Source organism: Frigoribacterium sp. 2355 (assembly GCF_054060695.1).
In genome coordinates this window covers 1-13,440 of sequence record NZ_JBSSDL010000006.1, presented here as the reverse complement: position 1 = coordinate 13,440, position 13,440 = coordinate 1, and the positions used below count along the sequence as shown (strand labels likewise).

Here is a 13,440-nt window from a genome sequence, read left to right as displayed (position 1 = left end):
CGTGGTGAGCACCTTCGGCAGCCTGGCCACCGCCTACCGCGGGCTGACCGCGGCCCGTACCGGGCTCGACGTGGTCGGCCAGAACATCGCCAACGTCAACACCGAGGGCTACACGCGGCAACGGGTCACGCAGTCCTCGATCGAGGCGGCCGCCCGCGTGGGCGTGTTCTCGAACGGCGTCCAGCCCGGACAGGGCGTGTCGGTCGACGGCATCGCCCGCATCGGCGACCGGTTCGCCGACGCCCAGGTCCGCGGCGCCGCCGGGGCAGCCGGCTACCAGGGCGTGCGGGCGTCGGTCACGGCCGCCCTGGAGTCGTCCCTGAACGAGCCCAGCACGACCGGCATCGCCGCGCAGCTGACGAAGTTCTGGTCCGCCTGGCAGGACGTGTCGAACGACCCCTCGGCCGCGGCCCCCGCGGCCGTCCTGCTCGGCCAGGCGAACACGATCGCCCAGACCCTCTCGACCGGCTACAAGACCGTCGACGACCAGTGGACCTCGCAGCGTCAGCAGCTCGACGGCCTCGCCTCGCAGCTCAACTCGGCCGCGACCCAGGTGGCCGACCTCAACGTGCGCATCCGCACCGCGACCCAGCAGGGCGTCAGCACCAACGAACTGGTGGACGCCCGCTCGGCACTGACGGAGAAGATCGCGACGCTCGCCGGAGGCACGGTGCGCGACAACGCGGACGGCACGGTCGACGTCCTGGTCGGCGGCAACGCCCTGGTGTCGGGCGACTCGGCCCGCCAGGTGAAGGTGACCGGCGACTACACGCTGGCCACCGCCTCCTCGGGGGTCTCGCTCGAGTGGACCCACCGCTCCGGCGACCCGATCTCGCTCGACGGCGGCAGCATCGCCGGTTCGCTGTCGGTGCTCGCCCCGGCCGCGCCCGGCGGCACCGGCGGGGTGCTGGCCGAGGCCGCCGCGAGCTACGACGCCCTCGCGACCCAGCTCGCCAGCCAGGTGAACACCGTGCACGCGACCGGCACGACCGCCGACGGCACCACGGGCCACGACTTCTTCGCCCTCACCGCCGGCGTGCCCGCGGCGCGCGGCCTCACCGTGCTGCCGACCGGCGCCTCGACCATCGCGTCGGGCAACGGCACGGGAGGCGCCCTCGACGGGTCGATCGCCCGCGCCGTCGGCCGGATCGGACTCTCGACCGGATCGCCCGACCGCGCCTGGGGCTCGATCGTCAGCACGATCGGGGCCACGGCCCGCACCGAGGCCGACCGCTCGACCCTCACCGACCTCGCGGCGACGTCCGCCAAGGGGCGCCAGCTCTCGACCGCCGGGGTCAGCCTCGACGAGGAGAACGTCAACCTGCTCACCTATCAGCACGCCTACCAGGGCGCGGCCCGCGTCATGACCGCGATCGACGAGATGCTCGACACGTTGATCAACGGCATGGGACGGGTCGGGAGGTAACCGATGATCACCCGCACCACGAACCAGATGGCGATGCTCACCGCGCAGCGCAACCTGCAGACCAGCTCGTACCGGGTCGACCAGGCCCAGCAGCGGGCCGCGAGCCTCGACCGCATCTCGAAGCCGTCGGACGATCCGGCCGGCACGGCGGACGCCCTGCGGGTCAAGGCCGAGCAGGCGGCCAACGTGCAGTTCTCCCGCAACGTCGGCGACGGCAACGGGTGGCTCTCGCTGGCCGACTCGGCGCTGTCGTCCACCGACGACGTGCTCAAGAAGGTGCGCGACCTCACGGTGCAGGGCGCCAACACCGGCGCGTTGTCGCAACCCGCCCTCGACGCCATCGCGACCGAGATCGACGGTCTCAAGGCCGACCTGCTCGCCGTGGCGAACACCTCGTACAACGGCCGCAGCGTCTTCGCCGGCACGTCGGACGCGGGCGTCGCCTTCCGCCCCGACTTCAGCTACACCGGCACCCCGGGCTCGTCGGTCACCCGCCAGATCGGCGTCGAGACCGACGTGCGCGTCGACGCCGACGGAGCCGCCGCCTTCGGCACCGGCGCCGACTCGGTCTTCAGCATGCTCGACCGCATCGCCACCGACCTGCGGGCCGGCGTCAACGTCGGCACGCGGCTCACCGAGGTCGACGCCCGGTTGACGGCCGTGCGCGGCGTACAGTCCGACATCGGGGCACGACAGTCCCAGATCCTGAGAGCCGAGGACACCCTCTTGGACACCAAGACCACGCTGGAGGCGCAGCGCGCCGGCATCATGGACCTCGATCTCGGCGAGGCCGTGCTCGACCTGCAGATGCAGAACACCTCGTACCAGGCGGCCCTCGCGGTCACCGCCAAGGTGCTGCAGCCCACGCTGATGGACTTCCTCCGATGAGCGCGAACGCCGCCCGCGAGGTCGCGGGCTCCGTCGTGACGTTCGTCGCGCCTCCGTTCGGTCTCGAGCCGCTCACCGACTTCTCGCTCGAGCGCATCGACGGCGCCCACGGGCTCTTCGCCCTGCGGGCGAGCGGGTCCGAGGTGCGACTGTTCGTGCTCGACGCGTCGGTGCACCTGCCCGACTACTCGCCCGTCGTGTCGGACGACCAGTCCGCCACCCTCGACCTGCAGGACGCCGCCGACGCCCTGCTGCTCGTCGTCGCGACACCCGCGTCGACCGGCATGACGGTCAACCTGCTCGCGCCGATCGTGGTCAACGTGCGCACCGGAGCGGGCGCCCAGTTGATCCTCGAGGGCCAGGACTGGCCGCTGCGCGCCGAGCTGAGCCCCCGCGCGTAGCCACCCGCCGGCGGTCGGGCACCGGGTCGCCCGTCGGCTGGGTACGGGTTCGCCCCTCGGCTGGGCACGGGTTCGCCCCTCGGCTGGGCACGGGTTCGCCCCTCGGCTGGGCACGGGCTGCGAAGGCGGTCACGGTGTGGTGACGACCGATGCGGCCGTCGCGCCCATCGGCTTGCCTGGGACGCAGGAGGCGCGATCATGATCACGACACCCCGCACCACACGGCACCGGTTCGCCGTCGGCACGATGGCGGCGGTCACCGCCGTCCTGCTCGTCGGCTGCTCCACCGGGGACGACGCCCCGGGTTCGGGCGGTCCGGCCGCCACGCGTCCGGCGTCCGAGACCCCGACCGACCCGACGGCCGCGGCCGGACCCGGTCCGGTCGCGCCGACCACCGACGCGACCGCCGTCACCGTCGCGGCCGACGCCGTGACGACCGACGTCGCCACGGACCTGACCGCCCCCTGGTCGGTCGTGCGACTCGACACCGGGTCGTCGTTCGTCAGCCTGCGCGACACCGGCACCGTGCTCGAACTGCTCGCCGACGGCAGCACGCGCGAGGCCGGCACGATCGGCGGGGTCGTGCACCGGGGCGAGGGCGGGCTGCTCGGCCTGGCCGTGCTCGCGGGTTCGCCGTCGTACCTCTACGCCTACGCCACGACCGCCGACGACAACCGCGTGGTGCGCGCGCCGATTACCGGCGAGGTCGGCTCGTACGGCCTGGGCGAGCAGGAGACGGTGATCACGGGCATCCCCAGGGCGAGCAACCACGACGGCGGCCGCATCGCGTTCGGCCCGGACGGGGCCCTGTACGTGACGACCGGCGACGCGAACCAGCGGCCGAACGCCCAGGACCCCGGCTCGCTCGGCGGAAAGGTGCTGCGCGCGACCGCGATCGGCGGCGTGCCCGACGACAACCCCGAACCCGGGTCGCTCGTCTACTCGCTCGGCCACCGCAACCCGCAGGGCATCGCCTGGGACGCCACCGGCGCCGCCTGGGCGGCCGAGTTCGGGCAGAACACCTACGACGAGCTCAACGCCCTCGAGCCCGGGGCGAACTACGGCTGGCCGGACGTCGAGGGCCGCGGCGACGTCGCGGGCTTCGCGGACCCGGTGCTGCAGTGGTCGACCGACGACGCCAGCCCGAGCGGCCTCACGGCGGTCGGCACGACGCTCTACCTGGCCGGGCTCGGCGGCGAGAAGCTGTTCGAGATCCAGGTGGCGCCCGGCTCCGAGGCCGTGCCGACCGAACTCTTCGCCGGCGACCGGTCGCTCGGCCGCATCCGCGACGTCCTGCCCGGTCCCGACGGCACCCTCTGGCTCGTGACGAACAACACGGACGGGCGCGGCACGCCGAGCGCCGGCGACGACCGCATCGTCAGCGTCCCCCTCACCCCGGCCCCCTGACCCGGCGGGCGCCACCGGAGGAGGCGCGGGCCGGGTTCCGCACTCGACCCGAGGAGGCGCGGGTCGGGTTCCGCACACCGGCCCCGACACTCGCTCACACGCTGCGCGCCGCGCGGCCTGTTCGGGGGCCGGGCGGTTACCCTCGTACTCGATGAGCCAGCACGACCGACCCGACACGACAGCACCCGGCAGCGCCCGCCCCCAGACCGTGCCGCCGGGCTTCGCCGCGCCCGTCGTGCGCGGGACCGGTGGTGCCGGCGGCTTCGACCCCGTCAGCCTGCGCACGGCCGTCGACGTGCCCGTCGCCGAGGCCCGCCTCGCCGCCCTGGGCCAGAGCCGCAGCACCGCCGCCCTCGGCGAGCGCGCCGATCTGCTGCGCCTGCTCGGCCGCCTCGACGAGGCCCTGGCCATCGCCGAAGAGGCGTTCCGCCTGGCGCACTTCACCGGCGACCGGGCCGACTCGACGGCGGCCCGCATCCGACGGGCCCACATCTTCCGCGAGCAGGGCAAGCTCGACCGTGCACTGAACGACCTGCACACCAGCCGCATCACGGCCGCCACCGAAGAATGGCGCGAGCTCGAGGCCGCCGCCGCCGAGCTCGAGGGCTACACGCTCTACGACCTGGGCCGCAACGAAGAGGCGCGCGAGACCCTGGCCAAGGCGCTCGAGGCGTACGAGGCGTCCGGTGCCCCGCGCGACCGGACGAACGGCCTCCGTGTCGCGATCGAGGGCGTCATGCGCGCCTACCTCAGCGACACCGGCCCGCAGCCACGACTCGAGGCCCCGGCCGTGGGTGACACGAACCCGGTGCCGCTCCAGCCCCTGACCGCGTCGCCGACGTCGGCCCCTGCCCCGGCCCCGGCCCGACCCCAGGGCCGGACCCAGGTGCCGCGCTTCGACGGCATCGCCGCGCTCTACGGTGGTGCGCCCGCGTCCGCGCCGGCTCCCGCCCCGGCTTCTGCTCCGGAGGTGCCCGCGGGCACCGCGTCCGCGGCCTCCGGCGAGGACGCAGGGGCCGACGTCATCCCCGCCCGCCAGCCCATGGACGCCGCGCGCACCGCCGCGATCAGCTTCGACCCCGAGTCCATGCCCGACGAGGCCGCCGCATCGCCGGTGGCCGAGGCCGCCGCCGCCCGCGCCGAGAAGGTCGCCGCGACGGCTCCGGCCGCACCACGCGACGGTGGGCTCTGGGGCAAGATCAGCCACCTCGCCGAGCGTGCCGCGGGTCACCGCGACCGCGACTCCGACGAGTTCGACGCCGAGCGGCGGGGCGACGCCGAGCGTCGCGGTGCCGACGAGGGCCGCACCGGGGACCGCCCCCGCACGGGCGGCACCGGCGTGACCGGCGTGGTCGACGGCCTCCCGCGCGACGACGAGCCCACCACCTGGCCATTCCCGCGGCGCTGACCCGCGCCTCCTGACCTCGACGTGGCCGACCTCGACCGGGTGCGGCGCTGGGCCGCCGCGCTCATCGACCTGCACCTCGACCCCGCCGTGTGGACCTTCGGCTTCGACAACGCCAAGACGCGCGCGGGCCTGTGCAACTACACGACCAAGCGCATCACGGTCTCGCGGCACCTCGCCGGCCGCTACGACGACGACGAGATCCACCAGGTGCTGCTCCACGAGGTCGCCCACGCCCTCGCCGGCTCCCGCGCCGGCCACGGTCCCCGGTGGAAGGCCGTCGCCACCGACCTGGGCTACGTCGGCTCGCGCCTGCACGACGGAGCCATCGCCAGCGAGCTCGCCCCGTGGGTCGGGGCCTGTCCGGCGGGGCACGAGCACTACCGCTACCGCCAACCGGCGCGACCCCTCGCCTGCGGGAAGTGCTCGCGGCGGTACGACCCGGCCCACCTCATCACCTGGACGAAGCGCGCGGTCTGACGCCGCGCCTCCCGGGCCCGGTCCGCGCCGGACGAAGGCCGTCAGGCGGCGCGTAACCGGTTAGGGTGGTCAGGTGCAGACCGGACAGTGGCTCAGATCCGACACCGACACCCGGTGGTTCTTCGACTCGGGCGCGCTCAGCCTCGACTTCGCGTACCTCGGCGGGTTCCGTGCCGGGTCGCGGTTCGGCCCGGAGTCGGGCCTCGACCTGCCCGCCGACGGGTCGACCCCCTGGGACGGCCTCCTGCTGCCCGCCGACCTCGACGACTGGATCGGCGAACGCTTCGACGGCATCGCGGGCTCGGCGGGCGACCGAGAGCTCGCCGACGCCCGGGGCCTGCGCGACGCGGTCGCCCGGCTCGCGGTCGCCGCGGCCGACGGCACCTCGACCGACCCCGACGACGTCGACACCCTCAACCTGTTCGCGGCCCTGCCCGACGTCCCGCCGTCGCTCGAGGGCGGCCGACGCCAGGCCGGGGCCGGGCGCCTGCGGCTCGGGCAGGCGATGGCGTCGGTCGCGCGCGACGCGGTGACCCTCTTCACGGCCGTCGGCTTCGTCGGCGGACCGGACTCGCGCCTCCGTCGGTGCACGAACGAGGCGTGCGGACTCGTCTTCTTCGACGAGTCGCGCGCGGGCAGCCGCCGCTGGTGCTCGATGCAGCGGTGCGGCAACCGGGCCAAGGTGCGGGCGCACCGGGCCCGCGCCGCTCGCGCCTGAGCCTCCCACGGCCGAGGTCGGAGTCGCGCACGGTGTTCGGCCGCTCCGCTCGGCCACCCTGTCCGGCCCGCTCGGCCACCGCCCGAGCCCGCTGACCCGCTCAGCCTCCGCGCAGGCACCCAGCCCGGCGTGCCACCCGGCACCCCGCACGCTCTCCCCGCCACGCTCTCCCCGCCACGAAGTAAACAACCCGCCAAGTAATCGCGTGGCGGGCTGTTTACTTCGTGGCGGCGTAACAGGTGCGGGGTCGACGGGCGACGGGCGACGGCCGGTCAGTCGACTACCGAGACGTCCTTCCAGAAGGCGACGTAGCCCGAGTAGTCCTTGCCGACGCGGTCGAACGAGGTCGGGATCGGGGTCGGGTAGCTCCAGGCACGGTCCTGCAGCAGGTCGTCGCCCGACGTGACGCTGAAGTACTGCGTGTCGCCCTTCCACGGGCAGTGGTACTGGGTGGGGCTCTCGGTCAGCAGGTCGGAGTTGACGCTCGCGGGCGGGAAGTACCAGTTGCCCTCGATCGAGATCAGCTCGTCCCTCGGGGCCTCGGCGACGACGGTTCCGTCGGTGAGCACTGCCTTCATGGTTCCTCCTGCGGTCGGGGCGACGTTCGGGTCGCTGTGGCCGCAACGCTACGCCGAGGGGGTGAATTCCCCTCGGGAGCCCGACGGGGCCACGACGGCGAGGGCGGCGGAGGACGAGGAGGCGCGGGCCGCGTCGACCACGTCGCCCCGGTCGGTGGCGACCAGCTCGGCCGCCGAGGCCGAGGCCGTCAGCAGGTGCGACGAGGCCCGGGCCAGCGCCCCGGAGGCGGCGCAGGCGACGGCGGCCTCGGGTGACGAGAAGTCGATACCGACCGCGGCGAGCGCGTCGACCACCGCCCCGGCGGCGAGCTGGTCCTCGACGGCGGGCCGGAACCCGTCCGCGTCGACCGCCCCCGCGGCGACGATCGCCACGAGGGCACGGTCGCCCCGTCGGGCCTGGCGCTCGACCACGTGCCGGGCCACCTCGGGCGCCGCCCCGGCGCCGGTGACGACCAGGACGTCGGCCCCGCTCGCGACCTCGGGCAGACCGGCGACGACGCGCACTGTCTCGTCCCGCGTCAGCGTGCCGTGCCCGTCGAGCACGTCGACCACGACGACGACGTGCGCGCCCGGGGCGATGCGGGCGGCTCCGGCCACGCCGTGGTCGAACCTCACCTGGTACTTCTGCTGGCCGTGCGGACTCATCCGACCAGCGTAGGCAACCGCGCTCGGACCTCGTCCGTGCGTGACGCGACGTGACGTGCGATCAGGCGGCGGGAGTTGGATCGGAGCATGCACGTGCAGCTCAAGCTCCGCCTCGCCTGCCCCGTCGATGTCGCGACCGACGCCCTGCGCGACCCTCGGGTCATGGTCGCCGTGACGAAGCCGCTGGTGGTCTACCGGTCCGAGTCGCCGTCGGGCTTCCCCGACCGCTGGACCGAGGAGGCGCACCCGGTGTCGGCGAGCATCCTCGGCGTCCTGCCGCTCGGCAGCACGCACGTCGACCTCGACTGGCACGAGCGCGACGGTGCATGGATCCAGCGAGACACCGGACGGGGCACGAGCGGCCAGTTCGCCCGCATGCGCATCAACCACCGGATGGCCGTCGTGCCGGACGGTCCGGGCCACACGCTGTTGCGCGACCGGCTCGAGTTCCACGCCGGGGCGCTGGGCCTCGTGCTCTGGCCCGGGCTCTGGGCGACCTGGCAGTGGCGCGCCCTGCGGATGAAGGCCCTCGCCCCGACCTGGCGCGGGGCGTCGACCCACCCGAAGCACGTCTGACCCGGGCCGCGGTCCGCAGCGGTACTCAGCCGTGGCGGGTCGGCCGTCGCAGGTCGACCGTGCCGGGCTGGCCGTCGTGGGTCGGCCGTGCCGGGCTGGCCGTCGCGGGTCGGCCGTGGCAGGTCGACCGCTCCGCGTCAGCCCCAGAAGCCGGCGTGCACGGCCGAGGCCTCGTCGAGGAGGGCCGGCCCCGACACCGACACCGCGCCTCCCCCACGCGCGAAGACCTCGCGGCAGGGCAGGTCGAGCGTCGATTCGCCCTCCTGCTCGGTGACCATGCCGAGCAGCTGCTGTTCGGCGAGCGCGTAGACGACCCGGCCGATGCCGGCCCAGTGGATCGCTCCGGCACACATCGCGCACGGTTCGGTGCTCGCGTAGAGGGTCGCGGCCTTGAGCGTCGGCTTGTCGAAGCGCTGCGCGACGAGCCGGACGAGGTTCGTCTCGGCGTGGCCCGTCGGGTCGCCCTCGGTGACGACCGTGTTCTCGGCCTCGACCACGTCTCCGTCGGCCGTGAGCACCAGGGAACCGAAGGGATGGTTGCCGTGGTCGCGAGCCTGCTGCGCGACCTCGATGGCGCGGTGCAACCGCGCCAGGTCGGCCGGGGTGACGGTGGGGTCGGGAGTCGTGGTGTCGGTCGTCATGGGGCGAGCGTAGCCAGGGAGCACCGTCCGCCGCGGCCGGGACGGTGAGCTGTGGACGGGCGACCTGCCTGTGAGGGAGCCACGGGCGGCGGGGCGACCGCCTGCGTACGGTGGCAGAGGTGACCGACCCGACCCGCGCCTCCTCGTCCACCGGTGAGACCTCCGCCGACACCGGCGTCGACGCCTCTGCCGAGGCCACGGCCGACGCCGCCGACCGCTCCGCCCCGACGCCCGCCCAGGGAGCGCTCGACATCGCCTCGTGGCGGCGGACGATCCACGGGCTCTACCGCGACGTGCGCGAGGCGACCGACCTGGCGGCGGCGCACGACCTGTGGCGACGCACCCGCGACGAGCTGTTCTCGACGCACCCCTCGACCCCGCTGCTGCCCGAGGACCGCCCCGACTTCACCGGCCTGCCGACGAAGCCGTACGACCCGGCCTGGCGCTTCGAGGTGTCGGTCGAGCCGGCCGAAACGCGACGCATGGTGCTCGAGACCGGCACCGACGGCGACGTGCTCTTCGACCTCGTCGGCGTGGCCGACGTGCCCGGCGTCGGCAGCCTCGACGTGTGGAAGCTGGCGCAGTACGCCGGCGGCCTGTTCATCCCCGTCAAGGACGCGCTGGCGGGCAAGCCCGGCGGCACCTACGGCGGAGGGCGCTACCTGATCGACTCGGTCAAGGGCGCCGACCTCGGCGCCGGCGGCGAACCCGGCACGATCGTGCTCGACTTCAACTTCGCGTACAACCCCAGCTGCGCCTACGACCCCGCCTGGGCCTGCCCGCTCGCCCAGCCCGGCAACACGGTCGCGGTCGAGATCCCCGTCGGCGAACGGTACGGGCGCGCGCACTGATCGGGGCCCGCAGGCGGACGCGCGCACTGCTCCAGCCCCGCGAGCGGACGCGCGCACCGCTCGAACCCCGCGGGGGGATGCGCGCCTAGCCCTTCGGCTCGGAGTCGACCTCCACCGCGACGCCGTAGTCGTCACCGCCGTCCGTGCTGATCACCGAGACCGAGTCGTAGACGACGTCGGAGCCCGAGGTGCTGACGTCGCAGTGCACCTCCGCCTGGTCGACGACGGAGACCGCGTCGTCGCCGCAGTCGACGTCGGGGCGCATGCCGACCTCCTTCTCGAGGGCGTCGGCGACCGTGGTGGCGAAGGCGCTGGACGACACGGTCCGGTCGATCGAGGCCGAAGCGGTGCATCCGACCAGGGCCGTCGCCAGGACGGAGGCGGTGATCAGGCTCGAGACGACTGTCGATGTGCGCATGGCTGCAGACCTTCCGGACGAGGAGGAGACCGCGGTGCGTGCGCCCGGAGCCGCGGCCCTCGCGCCCCCGACGTGTAGCCAACCATGTCGTCCGGCCGGTAGAACGACAGGTCGATCCTCGCGGGCACGTCGACTAGCGTCGGATCATGACCCCGACGACGCCGCCCACCGCCCCGTCGAGCCCAGAGGTCGTGACGCAGGCGCTGCTCGACCTCGGCTCGCGACCCGAGCATCCCTTCACCACGAGCATCGAGGGCGGACGCATCGTCTTCACCTGGGTCTACGACAAGGCGTCGGGGCCGTTCGGCAGCCGGGAGCAGTCGTACCGGCTGCGCATCACCCTGATCCCGGAGACCTCCGAGTACAAGAGGTCCGAGATCGGCGTCGAGCGGCAGCGCGGCTCGGTCAGCGGCTCGTACACGTTCAACTCGGCGAAGGTCGTCGGCCCGGTCAAGCGCACCCTCGAAGCCCACGGCTGGCACCGCCGACGCACGGCGCTGGGCAAGGCCATCCGGCGCCTGTTCTCGTAGCGGACGGTCGTCGGAGGTCAGGAGGCGCGGTGGGGGCGAGGCGTCCTGAGGGGACGACCCGCGCCTCCTCGGCTCGTCCCCGGCGCCGCCACGCGGCGCCCCGCACGGCCGTGCACACCACACCCGTCGCGTTTTCCGGCGCCAGCCGCTAGGCTGGGGTCACTTGCGAGCCGGCCCGATCGGCTCCCTGCGTCGTAGCACGCCCCTCACCGCCTCTCCGTCCTGGCACACACCCAGGCAGACCAGCAGGCGCGCGAAGCTCACTCTGCGGCGAAACGATCGTGCACACCTGCACCGTCGCCACACCTCGAGCCCGGCTACGACAGCCGTCCTCCCGGCACTGCCCCGCCCTCGTGCGAGCACGTCCCCGACGTGCCCCCTCACCAGCAGGCGGCCAGGCAGCCTCGGCCCGGCTCGACACCGATGCCCCGAAAGGTGCACCACATGTCAACGAACACCCTCGACACCGAGAACACCACCGGCGCCACGAGCGTCGACGAGACGGCCGACGCCGTCACCTTCAGCTCGCTGGGCGTGCCCGCCCCGATCGTGAAGTCCCTCGCCGCGGAAGGCAAGACCACCGCGTTCCCGATCCAGGTCGACACCCTGCCCGACACGCTCGGCGGCCGCGACGTCCTCGGCCGCGGCAAGACCGGATCGGGCAAGACCCTCGCCTTCTCGATCCCCATGGCCGCACGCCTCGGCGGCAAGCTGGCCGGCGGCAACCGCCGTGCCGGTCGCCCCCTCGGCCTCGTCCTCGCCCCCACCCGCGAGCTCGCCACGCAGATCGACGCCGTCCTCGCCCCGCTCGCCGAGGCCTACGGCATGCGCACCACCACGATCTTCGGCGGCGTCTCGCAGAACCGTCAGGTGCAGGCCCTCAAGGCCGGCGTCGACATCATCATCGCCTGCCCCGGCCGCCTCGAAGACCTCATGAAGCAGGGCTTCGTCAAGCTCGACGCCATCGAGATCACCGTGCTCGACGAGGCCGACCACATGGCCGACCTGGGCTTCCTGCCCGGCGTCACGCGCATCCTCAAGGCCACCCCGAACGACGGCCAGCGCCTCCTCTTCAGCGCCACCCTCGACAACGGCGTGGACAAGCTGGTCAAGCAGTTCCTCCACAACGAGGTGCTGCACTCGGTCGACGAGGCCAACTCGCCCGTCGCCAAGATGACCCACCACGTCTTCGAGACGCCCGACGTCGACAGCAAGAACGCGCTCATCCAGAAGCTCGCGAGCGGCCAGGGCCGTCGCATCCTCTTCATGCGCACCAAGCACCACGCGAAGAAGCTCGCCAAGAAGCTCACCGAGTCGGGCATCCCCTCGGTCGACCTGCACGGCAACCTGTCGCAGCCGCAGCGCGACCGCAACCTCGCCGCCTTCCAGGACGGTTCGGCCCGCGTGCTCGTCGCCACCGACGTCGCCGCCCGTGGCGTGCACGTCGACGACATCGAGCTGGTCATCCACGTCGACCCGCCGACCGAGCACAAGGCGTACCTGCACCGCTCGGGCCGCACCGCCCGCGCCGGAGCCGAGGGCGACGTCGTCACCCTCGTCATCCCCAGCCAGAAGCGCGACGTCGCCCAGCTGATGAAGAAGGCGGACATCCGCCCGACCATCACGGCCGTGACGCCGAACTCGCCCGAGGTCGACGCCCTCGTCGGCCAGGTCGCCGCCTACGTCAAGCCCTCGCCCAAGGCTGCCGTCCAGCAGCAGCAGGGTGGCGGCGGACGCTCGCAGGGCGCGAACGCCCAGCGCAAGCGCGCCGCCCGTCAGGACTCGCAGGGCAACCCCATCGCCCGCCAAGACCGTTCGGGTCGCCCCAGCCAAGGAGGCGCGGGTCGCGGTTCCGACGCCGGTCGCGCCGGTGCCGGTGCCGGTCGTTCGGGTGGCTCGCGTGACGGCGGCCGCCAGGGTGGCCGCGACGGCGCCCGCCGCGACGCCGCTCCCCGCGGTGGCGCCTCGACCTTCTACTCGACCGAGTCGGGCCGCGGTTCGTCCACGCCCGTCCGCGACGACGCCCGTGGCACGCGCGACGGTGCTCGCGACGAGACCCGGGGCACCCGCCAGACCGGTCGCCGCGCCCAGAGCAGCGGCACCCAGAGCGACGGTGGCCAGAGCCGCACCAACGCCGTCCGCAACGACCAGGCCGAGTTCGCCGCGTCGCTCGGCGGCTCGCGCGAGGGCGGCCAGCGTGACGGCGGCCAGCGCAGCGGCGGACGCCGCGCCTCGTCCGAGGGCGGCCGTCCCGGCTCTCTCAGGGTCGGCGGCCTCGTCGGCGGCAAGGCCCGCACCGGCGGTGGCCAGCGCGGCGGTCGCTGACCCGACCCGCTGCCACACCCCCGAACCGGGGGGGGGGGGGGGCGGGGGGGGGGGGGGGGGGGCGCGGGGGGGGGGGGGGGGGGGGGGGGGGGCCCCCCGGGGGGGGGGGGGGGCGGCGCGGTGCGGGACCGCTGGGGGGAACGGGGAGGCG

Annotated in this window: 15 protein-coding genes; 11 read left to right on the top strand and 4 right to left on the bottom strand. The window is 74.1% G+C overall.

Annotated features, from left to right (window positions below; genetic code table 11):
• Position 1: 1 nt before the first annotated feature.
• The 7 genes from flgK to ACVJ1F_RS08905 all read left to right on the top strand — a co-directional run bounded on the left by flgK (position 2) and on the right by ACVJ1F_RS08905 (position 6,725).
• On the top strand, positions 2 to 1,426 hold the full coding sequence (gene flgK, locus ACVJ1F_RS08935) for a flagellar hook-associated protein FlgK (RefSeq protein ID WP_456885671.1): 1,425 nt from the start codon (positions 2 to 4) through the stop codon (positions 1,424 to 1,426).
• Between the two features lie 3 nt (positions 1,427 to 1,429).
• A complete protein-coding gene (gene flgL, locus ACVJ1F_RS08930) occupies positions 1,430 to 2,314 on the top strand; it encodes a flagellar hook-associated protein FlgL (RefSeq protein ID WP_056043718.1) in 885 nt (294 codons plus the stop codon).
• Positions 2,311 to 2,715, top strand: coding sequence for a flagellar assembly protein FliW (locus ACVJ1F_RS08925; RefSeq protein WP_123571326.1), 405 nt, complete (start codon positions 2,311 to 2,313; stop codon positions 2,713 to 2,715). Before flgL ends, ACVJ1F_RS08925 begins: the two co-directional genes overlap by 4 nt.
• A 198-nt stretch (positions 2,716 to 2,913) precedes the next feature.
• On the top strand, positions 2,914 to 4,122 hold the full coding sequence (locus ACVJ1F_RS08920) for a PQQ-dependent sugar dehydrogenase (protein WP_456885670.1): 1,209 nt from the start codon (positions 2,914 to 2,916) through the stop codon (positions 4,120 to 4,122).
• Positions 4,123 to 4,273: 151 nt separating this feature from the next.
• Positions 4,274 to 5,530, top strand: coding sequence for a hypothetical protein (locus tag ACVJ1F_RS08915; RefSeq protein ID WP_456885668.1), 1,257 nt, complete (start codon positions 4,274 to 4,276; stop codon positions 5,528 to 5,530).
• Positions 5,531 to 5,551: 21 nt separating this feature from the next.
• Positions 5,552 to 6,007: a SprT-like domain-containing protein gene (locus ACVJ1F_RS08910; protein ID WP_456885667.1), complete on the top strand. Its 456-nt coding sequence runs from the start codon at positions 5,552 to 5,554 to the stop codon at positions 6,005 to 6,007.
• Positions 6,008 to 6,080: 73 nt separating this feature from the next.
• Positions 6,081 to 6,725 (top strand): CGNR zinc finger domain-containing protein, encoded by a 645-nt coding sequence (locus tag ACVJ1F_RS08905; protein WP_123571330.1) that lies wholly within the window; start codon positions 6,081 to 6,083, stop codon positions 6,723 to 6,725.
• A 272-nt stretch (positions 6,726 to 6,997) separates the two neighbouring features.
• Here the strand turns inward: ACVJ1F_RS08905 and ACVJ1F_RS08900 are convergent, their stop codons facing one another.
• Both ACVJ1F_RS08900 and ACVJ1F_RS08895 read right to left on the bottom strand, forming a co-directional pair.
• Complete coding sequence (locus tag ACVJ1F_RS08900; RefSeq protein WP_056043735.1) at positions 6,998 to 7,303, bottom strand: DUF427 domain-containing protein; 306 nt, start codon at positions 7,301 to 7,303, stop codon at positions 6,998 to 7,000.
• A 48-nt stretch (positions 7,304 to 7,351) separates the two neighbouring features.
• Positions 7,352 to 7,948, bottom strand: coding sequence for a hypothetical protein (locus tag ACVJ1F_RS08895; protein ID WP_277960164.1), 597 nt, complete (start codon positions 7,946 to 7,948; stop codon positions 7,352 to 7,354).
• An 87-nt stretch (positions 7,949 to 8,035) separates the two neighbouring features.
• Between ACVJ1F_RS08895 and ACVJ1F_RS08890 the strand changes: the two genes are divergently transcribed.
• On the top strand, positions 8,036 to 8,524 hold the full coding sequence (locus tag ACVJ1F_RS08890; protein WP_056043741.1) for a hypothetical protein: 489 nt from the start codon (positions 8,036 to 8,038) through the stop codon (positions 8,522 to 8,524).
• Between the two features lie 137 nt (positions 8,525 to 8,661).
• Here ACVJ1F_RS08890 and ACVJ1F_RS08885 read toward each other — a convergent pair whose 3' ends face one another.
• Positions 8,662 to 9,165: a nucleoside deaminase gene (locus tag ACVJ1F_RS08885; protein WP_456885665.1), complete on the bottom strand. Its 504-nt coding sequence runs from the start codon at positions 9,163 to 9,165 to the stop codon at positions 8,662 to 8,664.
• 251 nt (positions 9,166 to 9,416) lie between these two features.
• Here ACVJ1F_RS08885 and ACVJ1F_RS08880 point away from each other — a divergent pair, with 251 nt between their 5' ends.
• Positions 9,417 to 10,016 carry a DUF1684 domain-containing protein gene (locus ACVJ1F_RS08880; RefSeq protein WP_456885905.1) on the top strand — a complete coding sequence of 200 codons (600 nt, stop codon included), beginning with the start codon at positions 9,417 to 9,419 and terminating at the stop codon, positions 10,014 to 10,016.
• Between the two features lie 85 nt (positions 10,017 to 10,101).
• Here ACVJ1F_RS08880 and ACVJ1F_RS08875 read toward each other — a convergent pair whose 3' ends face one another.
• The gene (locus ACVJ1F_RS08875) at positions 10,102 to 10,434 is read right to left on the bottom strand and encodes a hypothetical protein (RefSeq protein ID WP_456885664.1); all 333 of its coding nucleotides are present in this window, start codon (positions 10,432 to 10,434) and stop codon (positions 10,102 to 10,104) included.
• A gap of 146 nt (positions 10,435 to 10,580) precedes the next feature.
• Between ACVJ1F_RS08875 and ACVJ1F_RS08870 the strand changes: the two genes are divergently transcribed.
• Together ACVJ1F_RS08870 and ACVJ1F_RS08865 are read left to right on the top strand one after the other, a co-directional pair.
• Complete coding sequence (locus ACVJ1F_RS08870; protein WP_456885663.1) at positions 10,581 to 10,964, top strand: hypothetical protein; 384 nt, start codon at positions 10,581 to 10,583, stop codon at positions 10,962 to 10,964.
• 444 nt (positions 10,965 to 11,408) lie between these two features.
• Positions 11,409 to 13,289 carry a DEAD/DEAH box helicase gene (locus tag ACVJ1F_RS08865; RefSeq protein WP_456885662.1) on the top strand — a complete coding sequence of 627 codons (1,881 nt, stop codon included), beginning with the start codon at positions 11,409 to 11,411 and terminating at the stop codon, positions 13,287 to 13,289.
• Positions 13,290 to 13,440 lie beyond the last annotated feature (151 nt).

What these genes read in the sequence shown, in the direction of transcription:
- ACVJ1F_RS08890 (WP_056043741.1), top strand. Translation starts at nt 8,036, where the DNA reads ATGCACGTGCAGCTCAAGCTCCGCCTCGCCTGCCCCGTCGATGTCGCG.
- ACVJ1F_RS08915 (WP_456885668.1), top strand. Translation starts at nt 4,274, where the DNA reads ATGAGCCAGCACGACCGACCCGACACGACAGCACCCGGCAGCGCCCGC.
- ACVJ1F_RS08895 (WP_277960164.1), bottom strand. Translation starts at nt 7,948, where the DNA reads ATGAGTCCGCACGGCCAGCAGAAGTACCAGGTGAGGTTCGACCACGGC.
- ACVJ1F_RS08900 (WP_056043735.1), bottom strand. Translation starts at nt 7,303, where the DNA reads ATGAAGGCAGTGCTCACCGACGGAACCGTCGTCGCCGAGGCCCCGAGG.
- ACVJ1F_RS08875 (WP_456885664.1), bottom strand. Translation starts at nt 10,434, where the DNA reads ATGCGCACATCGACAGTCGTCTCGAGCCTGATCACCGCCTCCGTCCTG.
- ACVJ1F_RS08920 (WP_456885670.1), top strand. Translation starts at nt 2,914, where the DNA reads ATGATCACGACACCCCGCACCACACGGCACCGGTTCGCCGTCGGCACG.
- flgL (WP_056043718.1), top strand. Translation starts at nt 1,430, where the DNA reads ATGATCACCCGCACCACGAACCAGATGGCGATGCTCACCGCGCAGCGC.
- ACVJ1F_RS08925 (WP_123571326.1), top strand. Translation starts at nt 2,311, where the DNA reads ATGAGCGCGAACGCCGCCCGCGAGGTCGCGGGCTCCGTCGTGACGTTC.
- ACVJ1F_RS08865 (WP_456885662.1), top strand. Translation starts at nt 11,409, where the DNA reads ATGTCAACGAACACCCTCGACACCGAGAACACCACCGGCGCCACGAGC.
- ACVJ1F_RS08870 (WP_456885663.1), top strand. Translation starts at nt 10,581, where the DNA reads ATGACCCCGACGACGCCGCCCACCGCCCCGTCGAGCCCAGAGGTCGTG.
- ACVJ1F_RS08885 (WP_456885665.1), bottom strand. Translation starts at nt 9,165, where the DNA reads ATGACGACCGACACCACGACTCCCGACCCCACCGTCACCCCGGCCGAC.